General features: G+C 67.3%; 17 protein-coding genes and 1 tRNA gene. 7 read left to right on the top strand and 11 right to left on the bottom strand.

Annotation, left to right across the window (positions count from 1 at the left end):
• Nucleotides 1-15 precede the first annotated feature (15 nt).
• Nucleotides 16-1338 carry a DNA repair protein RadA gene (gene radA / locus JE033_RS14450; RefSeq protein WP_090151533.1) on the bottom strand — a complete coding sequence of 441 codons (1323 nt, stop codon included), beginning with the start codon at nt 1336-1338 and terminating at the stop codon, nt 16-18.
• 118 nt (nt 1339-1456) lie between these two features.
• On the opposite strand from radA, the gene JE033_RS14445 reads away from it, so the two are divergent.
• Entirely contained in the window at nt 1457-3235 is a 1779-nt protein-coding gene (locus JE033_RS14445) for a bifunctional 3'-5' exonuclease/DNA polymerase (RefSeq protein WP_370567985.1), read from the top strand.
• Between the two features lie 42 nt (nt 3236-3277).
• Here the strand turns inward: JE033_RS14445 and JE033_RS14440 are convergent, their stop codons facing one another.
• The 3 genes from JE033_RS14440 to JE033_RS14430 all read right to left on the bottom strand — a co-directional run bounded on the left by JE033_RS14440 (nt 3278) and on the right by JE033_RS14430 (nt 9399).
• Nucleotides 3278-4441, bottom strand: coding sequence for an HTTM domain-containing protein (locus JE033_RS14440; RefSeq protein WP_234037540.1), 1164 nt, complete (start codon nt 4439-4441; stop codon nt 3278-3280).
• On the bottom strand, nt 4438-5256 hold the full coding sequence (locus JE033_RS14435; RefSeq protein WP_370567984.1) for a DUF5819 family protein: 819 nt from the start codon (nt 5254-5256) through the stop codon (nt 4438-4440). Before JE033_RS14435 ends, JE033_RS14440 begins: the two co-directional genes overlap by 4 nt.
• 147 nt (nt 5257-5403) lie before the next feature.
• Nucleotides 5404-9399: a choice-of-anchor G family protein gene (locus tag JE033_RS14430; protein WP_370567988.1), complete on the bottom strand. Its 3996-nt coding sequence runs from the start codon at nt 9397-9399 to the stop codon at nt 5404-5406.
• Between the two features lie 443 nt (nt 9400-9842).
• On the opposite strand from JE033_RS14430, the gene JE033_RS14425 reads away from it, so the two are divergent.
• Both JE033_RS14425 and JE033_RS14420 read left to right on the top strand, forming a co-directional pair.
• Nucleotides 9843-12347 carry a LuxR C-terminal-related transcriptional regulator gene (locus JE033_RS14425; protein ID WP_234037539.1) on the top strand — a complete coding sequence of 835 codons (2505 nt, stop codon included), beginning with the start codon at nt 9843-9845 and terminating at the stop codon, nt 12345-12347.
• Nucleotides 12348-12357: 10 nt separating this feature from the next.
• Nucleotides 12358-12448, top strand: a tRNA-Ser gene (locus tag JE033_RS14420).
• An 84-nt stretch (nt 12449-12532) separates the two neighbouring features.
• On the opposite strand, the gene JE033_RS14415 is transcribed toward JE033_RS14420, so the two are convergent.
• Nucleotides 12533-13015: a DUF3817 domain-containing protein gene (locus JE033_RS14415; RefSeq protein WP_200332552.1), complete on the bottom strand. Its 483-nt coding sequence runs from the start codon at nt 13013-13015 to the stop codon at nt 12533-12535.
• Nucleotides 13016-13465: 450 nt separating this feature from the next.
• On the opposite strand from JE033_RS14415, the gene JE033_RS14410 reads away from it, so the two are divergent.
• The 4 genes from JE033_RS14410 to JE033_RS14395 all read left to right on the top strand — a co-directional run bounded on the left by JE033_RS14410 (nt 13466) and on the right by JE033_RS14395 (nt 17060).
• A complete protein-coding gene (locus JE033_RS14410) occupies nt 13466-14332 on the top strand; it encodes a cation-transporting ATPase (protein ID WP_200332551.1) in 867 nt (288 codons plus the stop codon).
• A 61-nt stretch (nt 14333-14393) separates the two neighbouring features.
• Nucleotides 14394-14639, top strand: a complete 246-nt coding sequence (locus tag JE033_RS14405) for a hypothetical protein (RefSeq protein ID WP_090151554.1) — start codon at nt 14394-14396, stop codon at nt 14637-14639.
• The gene (locus JE033_RS14400) at nt 14636-15646 is read left to right on the top strand and encodes an SRPBCC domain-containing protein (protein WP_200332550.1); all 1011 of its coding nucleotides are present in this window, start codon (nt 14636-14638) and stop codon (nt 15644-15646) included. The genes JE033_RS14405 and JE033_RS14400 overlap by 4 nt, the downstream gene beginning before the upstream one ends.
• Nucleotides 15647-15683: 37 nt before the next feature.
• Nucleotides 15684-17060 (top strand): MFS transporter, encoded by a 1377-nt coding sequence (locus tag JE033_RS14395; RefSeq protein ID WP_200332549.1) that lies wholly within the window; start codon nt 15684-15686, stop codon nt 17058-17060.
• A gap of 50 nt (nt 17061-17110) precedes the next feature.
• Here the strand turns inward: JE033_RS14395 and JE033_RS14390 are convergent, their stop codons facing one another.
• The 6 genes from JE033_RS14390 to JE033_RS14365 all read right to left on the bottom strand — a co-directional run bounded on the left by JE033_RS14390 (nt 17111) and on the right by JE033_RS14365 (nt 24377).
• A complete protein-coding gene (locus JE033_RS14390; RefSeq protein WP_200332548.1) occupies nt 17111-18739 on the bottom strand; it encodes a SulP family inorganic anion transporter in 1629 nt (542 codons plus the stop codon).
• Between the two features lie 42 nt (nt 18740-18781).
• The gene (locus JE033_RS14385) at nt 18782-19711 is read right to left on the bottom strand and encodes an HAD family phosphatase (RefSeq protein ID WP_200332546.1); all 930 of its coding nucleotides are present in this window, start codon (nt 19709-19711) and stop codon (nt 18782-18784) included.
• Between the two features lie 2 nt (nt 19712-19713).
• Entirely contained in the window at nt 19714-20673 is a 960-nt protein-coding gene (locus JE033_RS14380; RefSeq protein WP_200332544.1) for a formylglycine-generating enzyme family protein, read from the bottom strand.
• Entirely contained in the window at nt 20670-21743 is a 1074-nt protein-coding gene (locus JE033_RS14375; protein WP_200332542.1) for a bifunctional 2-polyprenyl-6-hydroxyphenol methylase/3-demethylubiquinol 3-O-methyltransferase UbiG, read from the bottom strand. The genes JE033_RS14380 and JE033_RS14375 overlap by 4 nt, the downstream gene beginning before the upstream one ends.
• Before the next feature lie 164 nt (nt 21744-21907).
• The gene (locus tag JE033_RS14370) at nt 21908-23407 is read right to left on the bottom strand and encodes an arylsulfatase (RefSeq protein WP_200332540.1); all 1500 of its coding nucleotides are present in this window, start codon (nt 23405-23407) and stop codon (nt 21908-21910) included.
• A gap of 139 nt (nt 23408-23546) precedes the next feature.
• Complete coding sequence (locus JE033_RS14365) at nt 23547-24377, bottom strand: mechanosensitive ion channel family protein (protein ID WP_200332538.1); 831 nt, start codon at nt 24375-24377, stop codon at nt 23547-23549.
• Between the last annotated feature and the right edge of the window lie 32 nt (nt 24378-24409).

Raw genomic sequence — 24409 nt, 5'->3', positions numbered from 1 at the left:
CTCCCTCTGATGACCCTAGAACCCAGCTTTGCGCCTCGCGCGATCCAGGGTTTCCACTGACGCGTCGACGACCCGCACGTACCCCAGCCGGGCGGCCTCCGACGAGCGCTGTGCTCCGCTCGCGACGGGCCGCACCTCGCCGGCGAGGCTGATCTCGCCGAAAGCCGCCAGATCATGCGGGAGCGGGTGGTCGGCGATCGCAGAGAGCACCGCGAGCGCGATCGCGAGATCGGCTGCGGGCTCGGCGAGCTTCACCCCGCCGACCGTCGATACGTAGACGTCCTGGTCGTGCAGACGCGCACCGAATCTCCGCTCGAGCACCGCGAGGATCATGGCGACGCGCGACTGATCGACGCCGCTCGTCACTCGGCGGGGGTTGGGGGTCGCGCTCTTGGCGACGAGCGCCTGCACCTCGACCGGCAGCGCGCGTCGACCCTCCATCGCGACGGTCGCGCACGTGCCGCTCACCGGAGCCCCCGGGCGGCTCAGGAACAGGCCGCTCGGGTCTGGCACCTCGGAGATGCCGCGATCCGTCATCTCGAAGCAGCCGACCTCGTCGGTCGGACCGTAGCGGTTCTTCAGCGTGCGCAGAAACCGCAACGACGTGTGCCGGTCGCCCTCGAAATGGCACACCACGTCGACGAGGTGCTCGAGCAGGCGCGGGCCGGCCACCGACCCGTCCTTGGTCACGTGCCCGACGAGGATCACCGGTGTTCCGCGTTCTTTCGCCGTTCTGATGAGCGCGGCCGCGACCTCGCGCACCTGAGCCGGGCCGCCGGCCCCGCCGTCGACCTGATCGCTCGCCATCGTCTGCACGGAGTCGACGATGACGAGCGCGGGATCCACGGTCTCGATGTGGCCGAGCACGGTCGCGAGATCCGTCTCGCTCGCGAGGTACAGCGTGTCGTGCATCGCCCCGGTGCGCTCGGCGCGCATGCGGATCTGCCCCGTCGATTCCTCCCCGCTCGCGTAGAGCACGCGCGCTCCAGTCGATGCGGCGCGCGCCGCGGCATCGAGCAGCAACGTCGACTTGCCGACCCCCGGCTCCCCCGAGAAGAGAATCGCCGCTCCCGGCACGACCCCGCCGCCGAGCACGCGGTCGAGTTCGCCGATTCCCGTCTGCCGGTGCCGCACGGCATCGCCCTGCAGCTCGGTGATGGGACGCGCTTCCCGGCCGGCCGCGGGCGCGGCCGCACGCGTGGTGCGCGCGAGCGATGCTCCGGCGCGAGCTTGTTCGGCAACGGTGCCCCACTGCTGGCATTCACCGCACCGCCCGACCCACTTCGAGGTCTGCCACCCGCACTCGGTGCAGGTGTATCCGCCGCTTGATTTCGCCATGCTGCGAGCCTACTGGCGGCCACGGACATCGCGGCGGCGGGAGCTCCCGCGCCGAGTCGCTGGGCCGGCCCCGAGAGCATCCGGGGCGACTGTCGGCGGTCGGCACTACGGTGAGAACGTGCCCGAACTCGCCACTGCATCCTCCGCCGATGGCACAGCCGCCCGCTGGTGCGTCATCGGTCGCGACGCGCGCGGTGGCTGGGGCGCGGTCGAGCTCGCGCCCGATGGCGCCCGTTCGGCCGCGGTCTCGATCGCGTTGGATCGGCTCGCCGACTTCGTCGAGCAGCGCGAACGGGCGGCGTCGTTGCGCTGGGTCTGGCACGACACGGCTCGCCAGTACGCGCCGCTCCTCGCTGCCGGAGTGCGCGTCGAACGATGCCACGATCTCCGACTCTGCCATCAGATTCTGCGTCACGCAGGCTCCGTGGGAGAGCCGGCGCAGCTGCGGGGCGCGCCCGAGTGGAACGCGCCGCCCGAGGCCGAGACCGCCCCGGTCGCGCCGCCGGCCGATGCGCCACCGACCCTGTTCGACGTGGTCGCCGAACCACGGCGATCCCGCGGGGTGCCCGACGGCCTGGCGGAGGCGCTCGACGAATTCGACCGACAGCGGTCGGCACTCGCCAGCGCGCGCGAGCCCGGGCGGCTCGGCCTGCTCCTCGCCGCAGAATCGGCGGGGGCCCTCATCGCCGCAGAGCTGTCGGCGGCCGGTGTCCCCTGGGACGTCGACGAGCACGACCGAGTCCTCTCCGAGGCGCTCGGCCCCCGGCCCGCTCCCGATGCGAAACCGGCGCGCATGATCGAGGTGGGAGCGATGGTGCGACGCGAACTCGGGAGCCCCGACGCCCCGCTCGACTCGCCCCCTCGACTGCTGCGGGTGCTCCGGGCGGCGGGAATCGAGGTCGACTCAACCTCCCAGTGGGAGCTCGCGCAGCACGAGCACCCTGCGATCGCACCGCTGCTCCACTACAAGAAGCTCGCGCGGCTGCTGACCGCCAACGGATGGGCCTGGCTCGACGAGTGGGTGCGTGATGGCCGGTACCGGCCCGTCTACGTTCCCGGAGGCGTGGTGACCGGCCGCTGGGCGTCGAGCGGGGGCGGCGCCCTGCAGATCCCGCGCCAGTTGCGTCCGGCGCTCCGCGCCGACCCGGGGTGGACCCTCGTCTCCGCAGACGTCGCTCAGCTGGAGCCTCGGGTACTCGCCGCCATGGCAGGAGATCGCGCCATGACCGAGGCCGGCGCGGGGAAGGATCTCTACGCCGGAATCGTCGAGAGCGGCGCCGTAGCAACGCGGCAGGAGGCGAAACTCGCGATGCTCGGCGCCATGTACGGGGCGACGACCGGAGAGAGCGGACGCCTGGTTCCGCGACTGCGCCGCGCCTACCCGGCCGCGATGGATCTGGTCGACGAGGCTGCTGCGGAGGGCGCGCGCGGAGGGCGGGTGTCGACGTGGCTCGGCCGCAGCACCCAGCCGCCCGGCCAGGAGTGGGAGCACGTGCAGTCGAGCGCGAGCATGCCGGATGCGACCGGGCGGGACGAGGCCGCTGCCCGCCGCGCCGCACGGGATCGCGGTCGTTTCACCCGCAACTTCGTCGTCCAGGGAACAGCCGCTGAGTGGGCGCTGTGCTGGATCGCCGATCTTCGACAGAGGCTCGCCGCCTTCGCGCCCGTTGAGGTGTCTCAGGCCGCTCGGGCTTCGGGGCCGATCTTCAGTCGACGCCCCCACCTCGCGTTCTTCCTGCACGACGAGGTGATCGTGCACGCACCCGTCGCCCACGCCGACGCCGTCGCAGCGGCCGTGCGCGAATCGGCGCGTGCAGCCGGTCTGCTGCTGTTCGGCGATAGCGCCGTCGAGTTTCCGCTTGATCTGCGCATCGCCGAGCGAGCCGCGAAGGAGTAGCGCCGCTCCCGCTTGCAGACGCGCCGTCGCCACCGCACCGACCTATCTCGGCGCGGCCACCTTCCGGCCGGCCCGCTTCTGCGGGGGCAGCTCGGCGCTCTCCGCGGGCTCAGCTCGATCGGAAGCGGCCGACCGCCCAGCTTCCCGAGTCGACGACCCCGCATCACCGCGCATGTGCTGTCTCCAGCGCCGCGACACCGCATCGCTGAGGTGCTTCCAGCTTCGATCGCGGATGAAGATCGAATCGATCGCGATCATCGTGAGCGAGAACCACGGCAGGCCCATCAGCACCCCGATCGCGATGTGGAAGCTCAGGATCCCGAAGAGGGCGAACAAGCGCGTCGGCCGCGACAGCAGCATCAACAGGAATGCGACCTGCAGCAGAATCGATCCCCAGGTGCCGATCGCGACGGCCGGCCCCCACGCCGTCACGATGTCACTCAGAATCGGCCACGTGCCGAACCGCATGGTCTGCAGCGGGTTGTAGACCGCGTACCCCTCGGCCCACGGCGCGCCCTGGGCCTTGTACAGCCCGCCTGACGCGTACACGAACGTGACCTGGGCGGTGAGCGCGATGAGTGAGAGATTGTGGAGCACCGTGCCGATCTGATTTCCCGAAGATCCAGCGGGGAACCACTCCTGCTTCGCGCGCCGTCGGGCATCGAGCGACCACCGGGCCGCGGGATCCGCGAAGAACATGAGGATGAGCGCGATGCGGAACATGTTGTCGCCCTGATCGCCCACCATGTCGTTCATCTCGATGAAGCTGATCCACAGTACGAAGAACAGGGGCAGCACGATCCGGAATCGCCATCCGAGTAGGAAGAGCACGGCGAGCGCCCCGAGGAAGAGGTACAGGAGCGTGAACGCGACGTCGCTGCCGGCGACGGCGTGGAACGCGCTGAAGATCCAGACCTTCGGGAAATCGCTGACCGGCTGCGCGAGTTCTCCGTTCCATGCCGATCCGGAGCCGAATGTGTAGAGGCGCGTGCCGAAGTTCGCGGCGAGCAGGCCGAGCGCGGTGCATCCGAAGACGATGCGCGTGACGGCGAGCCCGTAGAGCGACTTCTTGCCCGTGAACAACCAGCGCTCGACGAAGTCGAAGGCGCGACCGACGGTCAGTGCGACGGCCGACCAGACTGCAGCGATCAGGCTGCCGAGGAATGCGCCGAACCGGCCGGCGGGAGCGGGGCGCTGGTCGGTCATTCTGAGATCCTCTCGAACTGCGGCCGGAACACGTCGGCGAAGTTGCCCTCGTTCTGTCCCTCTTCCACGACCAGCGGTCGCCATCCGGGCAGCACGACCGATGGTTCGGGGCGCTTCGCATCGGGGTTGTGGCGTTCGGCGAACGGGATGATGTTCTGGCGACTCACGCGGTACTGCACCGACACGACCTCGTCGCCCCAGACGGCTTTCGCCACCTGCGTCGCGTAGGCGGTCGAGCGACGCTCGTCGGCCATGAACTGATCAACTGCTCCAGCATTCTTCTCGATCGCTGCAGGATCGAGCCCGGAGTTCTTCGCACCGTTCTCGAGCGCGGCACGCAACCCGACCTCCCATTCCGCGGTCATGAAGTCACCCGCGGCGGTGGTGCGCTGCACTTCAGTGAGCTCGTCGAACGACTTCTTGAAGCTCGACGCGACTTCCGTCGACTGAATGCCCGCCCGCGGCGGAGTGAGGTTGTAGCGGATCATCGAGAGCTCCACGTCTGTCGCGCTGACCCAGCCCGTCTCGGTGCGCTCTCCCGAGTCGTTCTCCACCGTGGCGCGTACGTTGAAGTGATAGTCGCCGTTCACCGGTTCGGGCGCGAAGACGCTCCAGGATTGACCGAACATGGGCAGCATGTACGAGCTCAGCGCGTTCCCCGGGATCACTTCTCGAGCGTTCGCCGAGTACGGCGCGATCCATAAGAACGATGCGAGGATGTGCCAGGCGGCGAGCAGCACTGCCGCCCAGGCCACGAGCCGGACCCACAGCTTCACTGCGGGTCGCGCGCTCGGTTGCGTCGATTCAGGGATCACACCTGCTCCTGTCTTGCCGGAAGGGAGTGCGGGCAGTCTTGGCGAACCTATCACTGAGAGAACCGCCGCGGCACCCGCGGGTCGCGCGTGTCAATGACGAAGGCGTGCGGCCGGGCTTCCCCGACCGCACGCCTTCATGAGTACCGCTTAGGTGTGTCGTGCCGCGTTGCGACGGCGAACAGTCACCGCGATACCGGCACCGGCCAGCACCAGCAGCAGCCCGGCGATGCCGAGACCGAACTGGCTCTCACCGCCCGTGTTGCTCAGGTACTTCGCACCGCCCGAGGCGTTGCTCGAACCCGAGGCGCTGGCGGAGGATGACCCGCTCGCACTGGAGGACCCGCTCGCCGTGGACGTGCCACCGGCGTCGGCCGCTCCACCGGCGTCGGCCGCTCCGCCCGCGCTGCTATCGGCGTCGGCGGCTCCGGCCGCGAGCACCGTCAGCTCTGCAGCGTCACTCGTGACCGTCGTCGTGCCATCCGTGGCGACCGCCCGGAAGAGCGTGCCGTTCTCCACGAGCTCGGCGTCTTCCACGGTGAGGGTGCTGCCGTCCTGCGACACCACCTCGTCCGTCGGGGACCAGGCTCCCACCGCGAGCGGCTGGAGGCCCTCCGTCGCCGCGTCGGACGGCGTCACCGGGGTGTACTCCTCCCAGACGATCGAGGTCGCTGTGCCGGAGAGCACCTCGACGGTGAAGACCGCGTCCTCACCCTCCGTCACCGTGCGGTCGGCCGGGTCGGAGAGCGTCAGCTCAGCACCGTCGGCATCGCCGTTCGCGTCGGCCGATGCCGCGGACGATGCATCCGCCGAGGACGTCGCCTCGGCAGCCGCCTCAGAAGCCGCATCAGCAGCCGACGACGCATCAGCGTTCGCCGCAGCCGAAGCCGCCGCCGACGCATCAGCATCCGACGCGGAATCCGCCGTCGAATCGGCACTCGCCGTCGCCGCAGCCGAAGCCGCCGCGTTCGTCTCAGCCGACGCCTCCGACGACGCATCCGCCGTCGCCGCAACCTCAGCCGCAGCGTTCGCCGTCACATCAGCAGCCGCCGAAGCGTCGCTCGTGTTATCGGCGTTCGCCGCAGCCTGCGCTGCCGCCTGAGCCGATGCCGAGGCATCGTCGTCAGCCGCCGCATCAGCCGAAGCCGAAGCCGAAGCCGAAGCGTTCGCATTCACATCGGCATCCGCATCAGCGGTCGCGTCAGCCGATGCCGCGGACGATGCATCCGCCGAGGACGTCGCCTCGGCAGCCGCCTCAGAAGCCGCATCAGCAGCCGACGACGCATCAGCGTTCGCCGCAGCCGAAGCCGCTGCCGACGCATCAGCATCCGACGCGGAATCCGCCGTCGAATCGGCACTCGCCGTCGCCGCAGCCGAAGCCGCCGCGTTCGTCTCAGCCGACGCCTCCGACGACGCATCCGCGGTCGCCGCAACCTCAGCCGCAGCGTTCGCCGTCACATCAGCAGCCGCCGAAGCGTCGCTCGTGTTGTCGGCGTTCGCCGCAGCCTGCGCTGCCGCCTGAGCCGATGCCGAGGCATCGTCGTCAGCCGCCGCATCAGCCGAAGCCGAAGCCGAGGCCGAAGCGTTCGCATTCACATCGGCATCCGCATCAGCGGTCGCGTCAGCAGATGCCGCGGACGATGCATCCGCCGAGGACGTCGCCTCGGCAGCCGCCTCAGAAGCCGCATCCGCAGCCGACGACGCATCAGCGTTCGCCGCAGCCGAAGCCGCCGCCGACGCATCAGCATCCGACGCGGAATCCGCCGTCGAATCGGCACTCGCCGTCGCCGCAGCCGAAGCCGCCGCGTTCGTCTCAGCCGACGCCTCCGACGACGCATCCGCCGTCGCCGCAACCTCAGCCGCAGCGTTCGCCGTCACATCAGCAGCCGCCGAAGCGTCGCTCGTGTTGTCGGCGTTCGCCGCAGCCTGCGCTGCCGCCTGAGCCGATGCCGAGGCATCGTCGTCAGCCGCCGCATCAGCCGAAGCCGAAGCCGAGGCCGAAGCGTTCGCATTCACATCGGCATCCGCCGCCGCCTCGACGACCGTGGTCGCGGTCGCGGTCAGCTCGCTGGTCTCACCCGTTGCGGTGAAGGTCGCTTCGCCCGGCTCGAAGTCCGCCGGGACCTCCCAGGTCGTGGTGATCGAGCCGTCCTCGCCTGCGATGACGACTTCCTCAGTGCCGTCCGGGAACACGACCGTGACGTTCTCGCCATCGGTGAATCCGCCGCCGGTGAGCGTGACCGTTCCGCCCTGCTCCACCGGGTTCGGCGTCGCATCGAGCGTTGCGCCTGCTTCCGCGATGACCTCGGTGGACGCCGTCGCCGTGAGCCCGCTCGTGCCGCCCGCAGCTGAGAAGTTCACGGTTCCGGGGGCGTAATCTTCGGGCACATCCCACGTCGCGGTGACCGATCCACCGGCACCAGCTACGACGACTTCAGTGGTCCCGTCGGGGAACGTCACAGTGACGTCCTCATCTTCGGTGAAGCCGGTGCCGGTCAGCGTGACGACGCCGCCCTGCACGACCGGATTCGGTGATGCGGCGAGCGTCGCGGCTGCCGCTTCCGCGAACGCGGAGGCGGAGCCGAGCTGCACGTTCACGGAACTGTCGCCGAGCAGCGGGAGCAGCGTGAGACTGAGGGCGCGCACGGTGAAGCCGTCCGCTCCCAGATCGCTCGTCTCCGGCTGCTGGTTGATCGTGATCGCCAGCACCTCCGTGAGCACCGGCTCGAGCGCATCGTCGAGCAGCTCGGTCACGATCGGGTTGAGGAGTCCGGTGAGCGACGGCTGGATATCAGCGACCGCCGTCGTTACGACGGGGAGGATCGCCGCGCCGATGCTCGAAACCACCGGCGTGATCAGGTCCAAGACCGGCTGGAGCACATCGCCGAGCTCGATCGGAATCGGGAGACCTGGCAGAAGCGTCACATCCGAAGCGTCGATGCCCAAGGGTTCGTAACCGGCCTGACCCAGGATCCCTCCGAGTGTGCCGTCGATGACGACCGAACCGCCGGCGACCGGAATCTCGGTTCCGACGATGGGAAGTGTTGCTCCCAGTCCGATCTCGAGATCAGCGGTGACGCCGACGCCGTACACGCCCTCAGTGATCAGTGTCACGGCCTTCGTCACCAGCGAGTTCGGACCGTCGCCGAGCAGTGCATCGCTCACGCCGTCGAGAATCGCATTGACCGTCGGCCCGCTGAGCACATCCGTGTTCGGCGCGAGGCTGCTCAAGCTCTCGCCCGGCTGCCCGCTCACCGCGAGCTCGTCGAGAGCAACGGTGATCGTGCCGTCGCTGAGATCGACCGACACACTGCCCTCGGAGTTCTCGAGCGGCGTCTGCAGAAGCTGCGCCCGAAGCTCAGTGGTCAGCTCCGTGGTGTCGAGGCCGAGCCCGTTGAGCGATGCGCTTGCGAGAGGCAGGGCGTCGATGGTGTCGACCAGATCGGAGACCAGGGTGTTCACCGCCCCGCCTTCAGCGAGGAGTGCCTCGACCGGGTCGAGCACGGTGCCGGCGAGTGCGTCGACATCGTCGACGAGTCCGCCGACGGCCGGGCTCGAGAGCTCCAGTTCGAGGCCGGAGAGGGAGTACTCCGACGTCGTTTCACCGTTCTCGGCCTCAACGCGAGATGCGAGAGCGCCGACGCTCAGGGTGGCCTCGTCGAGCAGCTCGTCGGCGACGGCATCGCCGAGCAACTGGCGCACGAGCGCGCTCGCGTCGAGTTGGGCCGGAGCGAAACTGGACGGGTCGTTGACCGGCCCGAGATCGATCGCGCCGTCGTCGGTGATGATGCCCGAGGACGCGACCGACGAGGTTGCCGAGGGCGATGTCGAGAAGCTCGAGAGCGCCCCGAGATCACCCAGCGCGAGGAGGCCGCCGTTGGTGCCGTCGCTCAGCAGCGGGAGCTCGAGACCGTTCGCATCGACCGTCGCCGACTGGAGGAGATCGAGGTCCAGACCGTTCGTGGCCGGTCCCGGCACGTCGGGGAACTCCGTCGAGGTCGAGGCAGTGCTCGCGACATCCAGCCCGAGCCCGTCGATCCACAGACCGTGCCCGTGGCCGGCCGATTCCGCCTCCGCGCTCGGCGTCTGCACGTCTGCCGCCGCGGCAGTCATTCCGAATGCCGAAGCCGAGGCGAGCGCAGTCACCGCGGCCAAACCCACTGCTATGGGACGAGTGGCTCTGCCGAACCTTCTCCTCCGCTGATCTTCTCTGTACCCCACGGGAGGCCCCCTCTTCCGTTCTGACGTATGTTCCGCGTCACTGCGAGATCCGGGGGGCGAACAGAGTCCAGCCCCCTCCGCCGAGGCTATTTATGTGTATTCCCTGAAGCTACGACTTCGCGTAGCGCTGTAACGGGAAGTGGACTTCCCTGAGAGCCTCTTCCTCTGATACTGAGGTGCAGGCGGCCACTACTGAGATGCACTCCGGGTTCGCGTGGTGTTAATCTCTCACCACAGGACTATTCACAAGCTATGGTGTTCCCAGAAGATGTTTGTGCTGAGCGAATACTCGGTACACACGGGGGTGGCTCGTCTTTCAGGGGGACGGTGTGATGCGTCACGTGCAACGAGGCAAGGTGCGAAGCGTCATGGTCGCGCACCTCGTCGACGAGCTCGGCGCCCCGGGCACCATCGTGCTGGCCGGCGGGCACGGGAGCGGACGTTCGCACATCATGCGCGCCGTTGCGAGCGCGCTGCAGACCGCAGGACGACCGGTACTCAGGTGCAGCGCACGCGAGCCGCAAGCACGCGATAGCATCGAGCACGAGCCCCCGGGTCACGTCGTGCTCGTCGATGATGCAGAGCACGCCGCGCCAGAGCTCATCCTTTCGCTCATCGACCGGATCCGAAACGGCGCCTCCGTGCTCTGCGCGGTGGCCGCCGACCTCTCGACTGACGACGAGCACCGTGCGGCTGAATGGGCGAAGCTGCTGACCCCCGAGCACGATGACGCGCCCGTCACCCGCTACGTGCACCTGAACCCGCTCACGCTGCCTGAAACGCTGCAGATCGCGGTCGAGGTGGCGACGACCCCGCTCGACTCCAGCGTGCTCGCCGCACTGCACAGCATGTCCTGGGGTCGCCCGGCGTGGCTCATCGAGGTGATCCGACTCGCTGCGCAGGGCGCGGTGATCGCCACACCCTGGCCTCGGCTGGCACCGACCCAGATCAGCGAATCGGGTATCCCGACGCTCGAGTTCGCCCACGCACTGGCCCAGAGATCACTCACCGACGCGGAAATCGCTGCAGCGACCACGCTCGCGCAGCTCGAGCCGCGCACCCTCTTCGGTCATGAAGACCTCGTCGGCAGCGCTGCCGTCGCATCCCTCGTGGCGCACGGCGTTCTGATTCAGACCCCGACCGACCCGACGACGTACGGCGTCCCCGAGCTTTTCGCGGCGGGCATGCGAGTGCGCACGAAAGCCGACATCGTGGCCTCCGCCGAGCAGCGCGCGGCTCGCACCCTGTTGCTGCAGGAGTCCCTCGGCGTCCCGCTCTCCGATCGCGAAGCGCATTTCTGCACAACGATCACCGACGGAGGCGAGATCCATCAGCAGCTCGACCCGGCGCGAGCAGACCTGTTCCGCCGAGTCGCGCTCGACGCCCTGAGCTTCGGCGCAGGAACCGAGTGCCGGGACCTGCTCGTGCGCGGCGCGGGCTTCGGCGCCACGCTCGACCCGCTCGACCGCGCGAGAGCCGCCACGGTCATGCACGGCGCTCTGGCCGGCCTGCGAAGCCTCAATGCGGTTCCCGAACACGCTTCCGGCACCGCATCGCAGCGCATCGCCGCCATCGCCCTCACGAGCCAGATCACGGCGGAATCGCCCATTCCGCAGCAGGCGCGAACCGGGGCGTTCCCCGGCGCCGACACCGGCGCGTCAGAACGCGACGCGCGATTCGTCTTCGCGCGATGGAACGAGACCGGCCCCGTCGGGTCCGACACCGAAGCGCTGCACCGCATCGCGACGACGCATCCGGCGCGAGAAGTGGCACTCCTCGCCGGTCAGCTCATCGATCTGGAGAACATCAAGCGCGGCAGGCGCCCGAGCGATCCTGCATCATGCACTGAGCGCATCGCCCGAGTCACCGACATCGCCGTATCGAGCCAGCCAGAGCTGCGCGATTTGCTCTCCGCCGCGATCGTCACCGAGGCGATGCTCGCGCTCTACCTCGGCGACACCGACGGGAGCGATGTCGCGCTCTACGCGTTGACGGAATCGCTGCCGGCGTCGACGCGGCACCGGGTCTGGCTCGGCCACCTCGGCGCTGTCGGGCAGGCGATCGCGTCGGGCGATATGGCTCGAGCGCTGCGCGAATGGGAACTCTTCGAGGCTCGACTTCCGCGATTCCTCCCGGTGCGCCTCTCAGCACTGATCCGCGATACCGGGAGCGCCATCCTCCGCACGGCGACCGGTCACGTCGATCTCGACGGGAACGGCGAGGACATCGTGGATGACTTCCCCACGCAGGTGCTCGCCTATTTCAGCGGGCGCCTGGATCGCATCGGCTCCCGCGTTCGCCGCTACGACCATCTGCACGAATCGCCGCTCGACACATCACGTGCCCTCGACATCGCAAAACTGGCCCGTGCCCACGTCCAGGCGGCGAACGAGCAGCACCCCGTGGCGTTGCTGCAGTGCGCGGATGCGCTGACGGAAGCCGGCTTCTGGGCCCCGGCCGCCTTCGCGCTTCGCGCCGCCAAGCGCATCTTCATGCGTCGGCGGGCGACCGGAAGCGTCAACCGATGCGACACGAAGCTCGCGGAACTCGAGGCGGCGGCCCGACGCGTCGATCCCTGGTTCCGGGTCGACCTGCTCCCGGCGAGCGAGCACGTGCGACTCACACCTCGCGAGTCGGCGACGGCACGCCTCGTCGCAGAGGGTCTCAGCAACAAGGCGATCGCGTCACGGCTGCGGTGCAGCGTGCGGACCGTGGAGTCGCACATCGCCCACGCCCGGGCGAAGCTCAGTGCCGGGGACCGGGGCGAACTCGCCGCACTCGTGCGCCAGGCGCAGGTGCCCGGCGAGGAGCGAGAACGGCCAGACTTGCGGAGGCAGCGCCTCGATTCGCGTCTCATCGATTCCATGCGCTAATCTCGTTAGCGGTGACGTGTCCGAGCGGCCGAAGGTGCAACTCTCGAAAAGTTGTGTAGGGTAACCCCCTACCGTGGGTTCAAATCCCACCGTCACCGCCAGTAAGACCCCCTCCTGCGTGAGGGGGTCTTTTCGTTGGGACCGATTCCGCGTCGGGACGACGTCCGCACTGGCCGGAGCTGACGTCACTCGCCCTTCGGAATCGGCGGGCCGAGCCAGAGCAGGGTGATGAACAGCACCGCGACGAGCGCGACCAGCACGACGATCGAGAGCATCACATGGCGCAGGATCCAAGCCTGCACATGCTCAGGAAAACTTCGCGGATTCTCGCCGCCGGGCGCGAGCCGCCAGGTGCCGTTCAGCAGGCCCTTCCGATCGATCATCATTTCGAACGGTACGGTCGCGAACGGCACGATCGCGAGCAGCAGTCCCGTCGCACCCAGGGCGAAACGCCATCGTTGATTCACCCACACGAAGACCGTCGTCACGCCGTAGCACAGGAACACGAAACCGTGGAGGCCGCCCGCAACGGAGACGATATCGGCGGTGTCCGTTGCACGCAGAATGAGTGCCGCGATCAGCCCCGCCCACGTGAAGGCTTCAGCGATCGCGAATGCCCGGAAGAGCCCTCGAGGACTGGCGCGCAGTGCGCGCGTGTGACTACTCATGTGGCTGGGCCTCCATCATTCCGCCCACGCAGGTGCGGGGCTTTCCATGCGCTGCATCGAGCATACGGGAGCCCGATCGGCGCACTTCCCAGCCGGGCTGGGCCTGCAGCGGCTATGTTGGTGAGCACCAAGGGGAGTACTCCCGCGTGGTGGGTTCGTCAATACGGATGATCAGTGTCATCCCGGACCGCCAGCTGCTTGCAGTGGAGGAGACCTTGACGATGTCCCACGTCACCCCTTGGAGCGCTCTGATGCAATCCGCCGCCTTCGGCAACGCCGCACACCACGCCGCGCCCATCTTCGCCGCACCCCCGCCGGCCATGGCCGGCCATCGGTGCGCGCCTCGACGCGTCGGCGTGATCCGGTGACCCCGTCGCATGCTGCGGCGAGCGCGAAGCCTGCCTCCCCCGATCCTCCCCTCCATTCGATCTGCACGGCAAAGGACCACTCATGAGCAATATGAAGAAGATGTTCAACCTGGCGAAGAAGGCGATCGACTCGCGCGGCGCGGGCGAACGCGGTGCGCAGCAGGGCGGTTCGTCCCGCGGTGCGACCGATTGGCGCGCGATGGTGCACCGGGCTGCCGACGCGGTGACGGGAGAACCGCGCCAACAGCAGAGCCGACCCTCGGCTCCTGGGGCAGACGTTCGACCGGATCCGCACCGGCCCCGCACTGCACCGCCTGCGGTGAGCCCGCAAGACCGCGCGGCAATCGCTCGATACAACTATCTGCTGGAGACGGCTGAGCCCGGGCAGCTCGAGCAGGTGCACGCGGAGGCCTTCGCCAAGCTCACTCCGTCGCAGCGAGCACTGCTGCAGGAGGACCTCAACCGCAGCCTCGCGCCAGGCGAGCGCCCCGTCTCGACGGCGCCCGCCGATCTCGCTCGTGCCGCGACGAGGAGCGAAGCACGCAACCCGGGATCACTGCGCCGCTTGCTCTCGGGTGCGTCGGGCGCCGCACGCGGCGGCGGTGGTCGCGGGGCGCTCGCGGCCGGCGCCGGCGCTGCCGGCCTGCTCGGACTCGTGGCGGGCGGCGCGATCGCGACGTCGATCGGCGGTTCGCTCCTCGCTGAGGCCGCCGGTGCTGGTATCGACTTCGACGCCCTGGCCGGAGGGCTCGACCCCGAGGCGATGATGGGTGACTTCGCGGCGGGCGATGCGCTTTCGGGACTCGGCGATGCGGTGCCCGGGGTGGAGGATGCCGTAGCCGGCGCGGGCGATACGGCAGGATCCGCACTCGACGCTGCGCAGGGCGGGCTCGGATCACTGGGCGAGGCGATCTCGGGGTTTGACGTGCGCGGGTTCTTCGACCGTTGAACCTGAGACCGGCAAGCAACCGGGGTTGACACGAGTTGCGCAAGCAACGTAAGTTGACGCCATGGAATCCTCGCAGATCGCGGCGCGCGCCGCCGACCTCAGCGATCCGCGCGCGGGACTGCGCGCGGTCACCTCGCTCCGCGCCCTCGCCGACACGCTCGAACTCCGGCAGGTGGAGGCAGGGCTGCTCGCCGGCATGAGCTGGCAGCAGATCGCCGACGCGCTCGGAGTGACCCGTCAGGCCGTGCACAAGAAATACGCCAAGCGCATCGATCCCGCGATCGTCATCCCCCGGAGGCACGCATGAGCAAGTTCACTCGGTCAGCCGACACCTCTCACCGTCTCTCGCTCGCCGCGATGGAGGAGGCCTCCCGCGTCGGACTGCGCACCGCCGACATCGAGCATCTGCTCCTCGCGCTCACCATCGACCGAGATCGGGCGGGCCGGGTCCTGCGCCGTCACGGCCTCACCCTCGAAGCCGCTCGTGCCGGCGTCGCCGCGCAGCACTCCGCGCAGCTCGCCGGCCTCGGCGTGAGCGTCGGTGAGCCAGACTCCGGCCGCATCGTCTTCCACGAGACCGACGGATACACGTGGAGCGACCGCGCGGGGCGCATCTTCACGGCTGCGAATGCCCGCGGCAATGCTGGGGACGCGGTCGCGGTGCTCACCGAGCTGCTCGCGGAACCCAGCGGCCTCATCGAGGCGGTGGTCCAGGAGGTCGGTGCGAGCCGGGCGGCGATCGAGCACGACCTCGTTTCTTCCGGCAGCGCGGCATCGATCGACGAGCACGCCGAGAACCGTCCGCGCTCATCGAGCCCCCTGGCCGGCACCACCGAGGGCTTCATCCCCGCCCCGACCGCCGAGGTGTGGTCGCTGCTCGCCGATCCTGCCCGCATACCCGAGTGGGAGCCGTCGATCGCAAGCGTCGCCGCGAGCCCCGAGGGCACGACGGATCAGCTGGGCGGAAGCTGGCGCGCTCGCGCGACCACCACCCGCCCCGATGGGACGGAGCTCAAGGTCGCCCCCGCGTTCCGACGAGTGCGCATCGGGCTGCTCGCGCGCGAACCCGAGCGGCGCGTCGTCTGGAACCTGGCGTTCCCCGACGCTCCGCGCGCGAACTCCAGAACCATCGACATCACCCTCGAACCGGAGGCTGACGGAACACGAATCAGGATCGCGTTCTCGTGGGATCGCGCGGGCGATCGGCCGCGACGACACCGCGTGCTCGGGTTCGTGCTGCGCCCGGCATACCGCGTCATCATCTGGGTGCAGCTGTCGCAGCTCGTCAGCGGCATCAGCCGCGTCTTCCGCTGAGCCACCGGCACACCCCTGGGCGACGTATCCTGCTCACATGACCGATACGCGCCTGAGCGCACCGCAGCGACTCGTCACGACGATCGCGATTCTCGCCTCGTTCGTGACCTCGCTCGACATGTCGGTCACGAATGTGGCGCTCCCCCGCATCTCCGAAGAGCTCGGGGGAGGTCTCAGCACGCAGCAGTGGGTGGTCGACGCGTACCTCGTGACGCTGAGCGCGCTGATGCTCCTCGCCGGATCGATCGCCGACGCGTACGGTCGCGTCTTCATCATGCGTATCGGGCTCATCGGCTTCGGTATCGCTTCGCTCGCCGTCGGGCTGGCCGTCTCCCCCGAGATGATGATCATCGCGCGCGCCCTGCAGGGAGCGGCCGGCGCATTCCTGCTCCCGAGCTCGCTCGCGCTCATCACCTCCCGCATCTCCGGCGCCGCGCAGGGGCAGGCGATCGGCGCCTGGACCGCGGTCACGACGGGCGCGATGATCGTGGGGCCTCTCCTCGGTGGCGTATTCACGGACTACCTCTCCTGGCGCCTCGTATTCCTCATCAACGTCGTTCCCATCGGCCTGACCCTCTGGATGCTGAAGAAGCTGCCCGATACCGACGACCGTCAGCGCGGGGTGCGCATCGACTGGCTCGGCGGCGCGGCGGCCGCCATCGGACTCGGGCTCGCCGTCTGGGCCCTCATCGAAGAGCCCGCGCACGGCTGGGAGAGCCCCGTGATCTGGGTTCCGCTTTCGGCCGGCACAGCACTCCTTCTCGCCTTCCTGTGGTGGCAGACGCGGGTGAGCTCACCGATCCTGCCGCTGTCGCTCTTCCGCGTGCGCAACTTCTGGACCGGCAATCTCGCCACGCTCTTCATCTACGCGGCGCTCTCGCTCAACGGCTTCGTCATCGGCGTGTATCTGCAGAACCCGAACGGGCCGGCGCTCACCGCCACCCTCGCCGGGCTGGCGAGCCTGCCCATCACCATCCTCATGGTGCTCCTGAGCTCCAAGATCGGAGCCCTCGCCGGCAAGTACGGCCCGCGCCTCTTCATGACCGTCGGCCCGTTGCTGCTCGGCGCCGGCGCCCTGCTGCTCCTGCTCGTCGGGGATCCCTTCTCCTACTGGTGGCAGGTGCTGCCCTCGATGGTCGTCATGGGCTTGGGGCTCTCCATCATGGTCGCACCGCTCACGGCCGCGATCCTCGGCGCTATCGGCCCCGAGCGCAGCGGCATCGCATCCGCCGTCAACAACGCGATCTCCCGGGTTGCCGGACTCATCGTCATCGCACTCCTCGCGACGATCGTCGGCGGGCAGCTCGACCTGCGCGGCTTCCACTCGGCGGCGATCGTCACGGGCGTGCTGTTCTTCGCGGGAGCGATCGTCTCATTCCTCGGAATCCGCAACCCGCGGGAGAGCGCCGAGTAAGACGAACATCGATCTGTACGGGACGGGGCGCCCGCCACACGTGCGGATCGTCACCGCGCCGCAGACGATGGGCCGGCCTCGACATCGGCGTGGGTACGCCCCTCACTGGCGAGTTTCTGAAACCACCCCGTTTTCGCCGCTACCCCGACGGCGCGTTCTGGGAGACCGGCGAGGTGCAGAACGACACCACGCGCAGCGAGTTCACTGTCGAGTGCGGCGAGGGTGTCGAGCACCGTCATGGTCATGATCTCTACGCGCTTCACGTCGAGTATCAGGATGTCGACGGCCCCCGGCGCGGTGTGTACGAGATCGAGAATCGCCTCAGCATTCGCCCGCACGTTCGCCGTGTACAGACCTCTGGCGATGTGAAGGATGAGCACGTTCTCCCTTCTGCCCATCTCCTCGACACTCGGTGTGTTCAGCTCGCGCAGCACGAGAATGAGGGTGATGACCACTCCCGCCGCAACGGCGAACAGCAACCCCGCGGTCAGCCCCAGCATGGCGACGACGAGTGCGACCCAGAAGTCGATCGGACTGATTCGAGACCAACGCACCAGCAACGGCACGTCGATGAGAGTCGCGACGGCGACGACGACCATCGATGCGAGCACCGCCTGCGGCAGCATCGAAAGGACAGGGCCGAGAAAGAGCGCGACGAGGATGGCGAACGTCACGGTGATCAGTGCAGCGAGCTGCGATCGTGCTCCGGCTCCCTGATTGACGGCACTTTGCGAGAGCCCGCCGGCAGCCGGCAGCGTGGCGAAGAATCCCCCCACGGCGTTCGCTGCGCCGATTGCGAGCAACTCCTGATCGGCATCGATCGGTGCCTCATGCGGGTTTCTCAGGCTCCTCGCCACGGTCGCTGACTCGAGGAAGACCATCACAGAAATCGCCAACGCTCCGGGGATGAGCTCCACCAGGTGGGTGAAGTCCGGAAGCACGGGAACGGGAAGTCCGGAGGGCACGGGATCGATCACCGCAATGCCGAGAGCATCGATGTTCGTCAGCCACACCAGCAGGATCCCGGCGGTCGCAACGACGATCGTTCCCGGCACGCGGGGCGTGAAACGCTTCATCATCAGCATGACAAGTATCGAGGCGATCGAGAGGGCGACCGTTGCAGAATTGACGCTTTCCAGAGCGCCGATTGCCGCCCCCAGTGAGTGGATGAACCCCTCTGCCACCGGCACCGCGTCCTCGCCGAGCAGTGTGGGAAGTTGACTGATGAGGACCGTCCCGCCTACGCCGATTTTGACTCCCAGAATCGTAGCCACACTGATGTTCTCGACGATCCCTCCCAGGTGCAGCAGTCGTGCGACGAGGAGAATGCCCCCCACCAGGAGTGACAGCGTCACGAGCGAAGCGAGCTGATCCTCGACTTCGTTCACGACACCCGCGGTGACGAGCGTGGTCGCGGTGAGCGTTGCGACTGTCGACGTCGTGGACACGCTCATGGCTCGAGAACCGCCGAGGAGCGCATACACGAGCATTGGAACGATGCACGTGTACAAGCCCACCTCAACCGGGAGCTTGGCGATCGTCGCGTATGCCATCGCCTGCGGCACGACGACCGCCCCCGCAGTGAGGCCAGCGACCACGTCATTCGGCACCCAAGATCTGCGGTACCCGACGAGCGATGAGAGGAATATTCGGGGACGGCCGGAAGCAGTGGTCACCATGTTCGGCTCATTCGCTCTGGATCGGCTCGCGGTGACAGGGCCTCACGCCCGCGGCGTCGAGGCGACAGCGAAGATCTGCTCCCAGTCGTCAGCCATACTCACCGTGACCCAACCCAGCCTCTCCGCCACCGCGGTGATCGGCTCGGCGTCCTGAAACGTAGCTGCTGTGCTCTCATAGGCGTACTCACGATCGGCATCGTCGTGGTCGATGAGAATGGCCAGTCCGCCGTGCTCGGAAGCCTGCGCCCATTCGAGCATCTCCCGGTCCCCGCCGGAATTGCCTGCGGCAAGTATCGGGGGTCGCCCGGTCTGCGACTGAATGTTCGCAACCTTGGCCGGCCCCTCGTTCGCAGCGCCCATCTGATGCACCGTGCGTTGCAGTACGGGGCGATCCCGTTCGTCACGGGTGAATGAGTACCCGATCATGGTGCCTACAACGAGTTCTGGCGGGACTCCATAGAGGCGTAAGCTGACGCGCCGCACGAATTCCGTTCCTCCCCCGGTAACGATGCCAACCGTGAATTCGTGCGCTCGCAGCTCGGCGATGAGTTCGAGCATCGGCTGATACACGAGAGACGCGAGCGGGACATCACGCGCAGGGTCGCGATATCGCTCCGCGAAGTCGTCCACGGCAGCAGCGAACTCCGCCGGCGTTCGATCATCGAAAAGCGCGGCCAGAGCGCCAGCGATGCGAGGGAGCCCAATTTCGCTGATCTGTGCGGTGTCATTGTCGAGCACGGCCGCGAACTCCGGTCGAAGGGCGAGCGCAGGATCATTGACAGCGGCTCTGCGTAGGAAGTCGAGGAAGAACCCGTACTGGACGTAAGCAGGGCGTTCGCACCACATCGTGCCGTCGTTGTCGAGGTAGGCGACCCGGTCGTCGACCGGCACCGCGTCGATTCCGTCGAGAAAGCTCAGGATCGCCTCGCGCGCAGGCCCGGGGCGCCAGGAGGGAAGTCGCTGCGTGGTCATGTCTACTCCTCAGGTGTGGATCGGGACCAAGCACAGCGAAAGCCCACGTGACTCATGCCGGTATCGATCATCTGCGGCCGTCGTGCTGCCGGCCGGTATCGCAGGCAGTAAGAATCCGCGCACAGGTGCGAACCGCCCTTGATCACCTTGCGCGGCACTCGGAATTGGGGCTGCGCCGGGTCGTAGCTGTCGTCGACCGAACCGCCCCGAGGATTGCTGGGTGCGCAGCACGTCGATGCCACCGCATCGGGGTGGCGTGCGGTCCACCAGTCGTCGGTCCATTCCCAGACGTTGCCGGCCATATCCCACAGACCGAAGCCGTTGGCGGGAAACTGCCCGACCGGCGCGGTGCGCTCGAAACCCGACTCCCCGCTGGATCGCCAGGGAAAATCGAGCCCGTCCCAGGTGTTGGCCATGATGCGGCCTTCAGGTCGCGCCGTGTCGCCCCAGGTGAATTCGGCGCCGTCGAGCCCCCCACGGGCCGCGAACTCCCACTCCGCTTCGCTCGGCAGTCGGGCTCCGACCCACTGCGCATATGCCTGAGCATCCTCATGACACACATGGACCACCGGGTGATCGCCGCGGTCTTCCTGCGAAGAAGCGGGCCCCTCCGGATGATTCCAGCTGGCACCGGGCACCCAGGTCCACCATTGGCTCAGGTTCCGCAAGTCGACCGGACCTGATGTCGGCGTGAACACCATCGACCCGGGTGCAAGGTTCTCGGCTGGGGCACCCGGAAAGTCGTTCGGGTCAAGGGGCCGCTCCGCCACGGTGCGATACCCAGTGTCCCGCACGAAGTCGGCGAACTGACGGTTCGTCACCTGATGCCGGTCGATGCCGAAGCTCGTGACCGTGACGGGGTGCGTCGGAGCCTCCTCGGGATAGTGCTGATCGGAGCCCATCGTGAAGGTGCCGCCCTCGAGCTCCACGACCTCGTGGCCGTTGCGCTGATCCGTGGTCATTGCGTCATACCCTTTCCCGCAGATGCGTCGAGAACGATCAGATCGTGACGGATGAGTCGTCGGAGAAAATCGGGCGCACCCGCTCTGAGGTCTGCGACGCTCGTGCGCCCGTCGATTCGGTCGAACATCGCAAGTTCCTCCGGCCGCGCGAACAGCACGAGGTCCGGATCCGTATGGGCGTCGTTCAGCAGCGCTGCCGAGAATCCCGGCGGAATCCGCTCCGTGATGATTCGCGCCGTCGGCATCCGAATAGGCTGCCATTCGGCCGCACCGGCGGAGGTGACATCGATCTCCGCCGCCGTGGTGTCGGGATGCTGGCCATCATCCGCGAATGCGATCACCGCGTGCCTCAACATGGTCCCCCGGAAGAGCTCCAGCGCGGCGTATTGCTCCGCCGGCGGAAGGTCGGCGATACGTCGGCTGTGCGGCGTTTCACTGATCGAGCCGCAATCCGGCAGGTACGGCGCCTGCCGAACCCAACGTCCGAACCGCAGGCCCGCGTCGGCGAGCAGACCCAGCAGCTGTGGGACGGAGTAGGCACGGTCTCGCGGGTTGAGCAGGGCGTCAGCGAGCGCGTCGTCGTCAGAGAAGTCGCGCGTGGTCCGCAGCAACCGGCCGATCGGATGCTCTCGCGGAATCTCGCGCAACGTTGCGACCAGGTCGGCGATGTCCTCGCTGGAGGTTCCCACGCCGAGCCGTCGACAATACTCCTGGATCAGGTAGACGCCGGCACGGCCGTAGGGTGCGTACACCATGAGTGTGATCGCACCATCGGGAGCGAGCACCTTCCGAAGTGCCCGCAGCCCGAACTCGGGATCCTTGAGATGGTGGATCACGCCAGTGCAGACGATCTGATCGAAATCGGCGCCGAGATCGGCCACGTCCTCGATCGCCAGTCGATGCAACGTGAGATTGCGCACGCCGCGTTCCTCAGCGAGTCGCCGCGACTCGTCGATTGCGGTGGTGCTGATATCGATCGCGACAACCTCGGCATCGGGGTCGAGTAACGCATGCCGAACCGCCTGGCTGGTACCGCATCCGGCCACGAGGAGGCGACGTCGCTCAGGCATCGGCCGTCGTGGCCAGATCAAGTGGTGCGCGGCCCGCCGGTGCAGCGGAGGCCGGGGCGCTACGGAGCCGAGGACCGTCGGGGGCGGGTAGGCGTGCTCATCGTAGAATCTCTCGATCTCATCCGGTGCCGCGCCCCCGAGGCCAGTGCTCCGCAGCGTCGTCGTCACGAACTCATCATTCCGCTCTTGAGCTTCTCGATCACTTTATCGACGCTGAATGATGCCGGCTCCTGCCGCGGAGGGAACTCGGCGAGGGTCTGCAGGAGCTCCGCGACGTACATCTGCGCGGGAACGAGCAGATACGCATGACTGATCATCCAATCCAAGTACGTATTGGACGTGATGTCCGCGCGCTCGAAGGGATCAGTACGCAGATTGAATATTTTCGGAACGCGCAGTTCGGTGTAGGGCTCCATCCAGACCTTGAGCGTTCCCGGCGCTCGCTGCTCCAGAAAGACGATCTTCCAGTTGTCGAATCGCAGCGCTGTGAGGTCCCCGTCATCAGAGACGTAGAAGAAGTGCTGTCTGGGGCTTTCCGTCACCTCTCCGGTGAGATATGGAAGCTGATTGTATCCATCGAGGTGGGAGTGGTACCGCGTGCCGTCGAGCTCTGCGCCCTCCTTGAGCTTCTCCGCAATCCGAGTGTTTCCGGCCGCGGCGAGCAACGTGACGAACCAGTCGTTGTGACTCGCGATATCGTTCAGCACGGTGCCGGGCTCGATCCGCCCCGGCCAGCGCACCACGCACGGCACGCGATAGGCGCCCTCCCAATTCGAATCCTTCTCGTTGCGGAAGGGCGTCATTCCGGCATCGGGCCAGGAATTCATGTGGGGTCCGTTGTCGGTCGAATACAGCACGATCGTGTTTTCGGCGATGCCGAGGCGGTCGAGCTCATCGAGCACCTGCCCCACAATCTCATCGTGATAGAGCATGGTGTCGTGATAGGGCGACTGCCATCGCCCTGCGCGGCCCAGGTCCTCATCGCGAGTATGGGTGCGGAAATGCATGTGAGTGGTGTTGAACCACGTGAAGAACGGCGTGTCCGCTTCGACCTGTCGACGCATGAAGTCGATCGTCGCGTCCCGGAACTCTTCATCGCACGTCTTCATCCGCTCCTTCGTCAATGGGCCGGTATTTTCGATCCGCTGAGTACCGTCGGCTTCAGCCCACGATTTCAGAACGCCCCGTGGCCCGAAGCGTTCGTGAAAATTCGGGAAGTCTTCGTGACTCGGGTAGTCCGGATCCTCCGGCTCCTCTTCCGCGTTGAGATGATAGAGATTCCCGAAGAACTCATCGAAGCCGTGCATCGTCGGAAGATGCTCGTCCCGATCGCCGAAGTGGTTCTTGCCGAACTGACCGGTCGCGTACCCTTCCTCCTTCAATGCGGTCGCGATGGTCGGATCTTCGTCCGTGATCCCGATCTTGGCCCCGGGGAAGCCGACCTTTGTCAGGCCGGTGCGGTAGGGGTTCTGACCGGTGATGAATGCGGCGCGACCGGCGGTGCAGCTCTGCTCGCCGTAATAGTCCGTGAAACGTGCGCCTTCGTCCGCGATTCGATCGATATTGGGAGTGTGATACCCCATTATCCCGTCGCTGTAGCAGCTCAGATTGCTGATTCCGATGTCGTCACCCCAGATAACCAGAATGTTCGGCTTGTCCGTCATGTCGATTCTCCTTCAGCTCATCTCGCGGTCGGTTTCTGTGACGTTACTCGCGCGCCCCGGCGGAGCATCGGGGTCATCACCCTCGAGAGGTGATACCCCGCCCTCCCCGCGTTCCCACGTTGACGCTCGGCACATGGCATCAGAGTGAAGCTGGCGGAATCAGCGCCGGATCTGGTCGCTCGCTCGTGACGACAGCCGGAATTCCCTCGTTATGCAGTCGTTTTGCCACAGCGGTGAGTACCGCTGCAGTCGCCGGTCGCTCGGCCCCGGGGGCGTGCCAGAACTGCACGACGACGCACTGCCGCTCCGGCTCGGACGTCGTGAGCAAGAGCCGGGGTTGCGGCTCATCGAACTCGGCAGCGACCGAGCTGATCGCTTTGCGCACCAAAACCTCAAATGCCTCGAGACCTCCGAATCGGAGTTCGGCGCGTATCTGAAACTCCGACCGCCGCCGCCCGGAAGTCGAGTGGTTCACGATCGGGCTCTCCAAGATGCTGGCATTCGGCACGTGCACCGTCAGCCCATCGTGTGTCACGAGAATGACTGAACGTCCATTGAGTTCGCGCACGATGCCGCGGTGATCATCGAATTCGATGTCGTCGCCCACCTTGATCGGATTGCGGGTCTGCAGGATCACCCCGGCGGCGAAGTTCGCTGAGACTCCGCGTAGTGCGAGGAAGATGACGGCAGCAATGATGAGCGCGACCGCGACCAATGGCTGAATGGATGCGCCGAGGAAGACGAGCGCAACACCGACGCCTGTGAGCACAACTGCGTATCGAACGATGCGGGCGATCAGAATCGTCACACCAGGGCTGAAGCCCTTCACACGGTGTGTCAATGCGATTACGCCCCGCCGAGCGTAGATCGAGAGAATCCATGCCACGAGCAGCGTGAGTGCTGCGAACACGACGTCCCACACGGATACTGTGGATCGCGCCACGAGATCGTCGAGGGGTGGAATGTTCATGACAGGGCCTCTCTCCTGCAGCGCTCACATAC

This window comes from Leucobacter sp. L43, from assembly GCF_016597785.1.
Taxonomy (GTDB): Bacteria; Actinomycetota; Actinomycetes; order Actinomycetales; family Microbacteriaceae; genus Leucobacter; species Leucobacter alluvii.
This window is presented reverse-complemented; position numbering and strand designations above follow the sequence as displayed.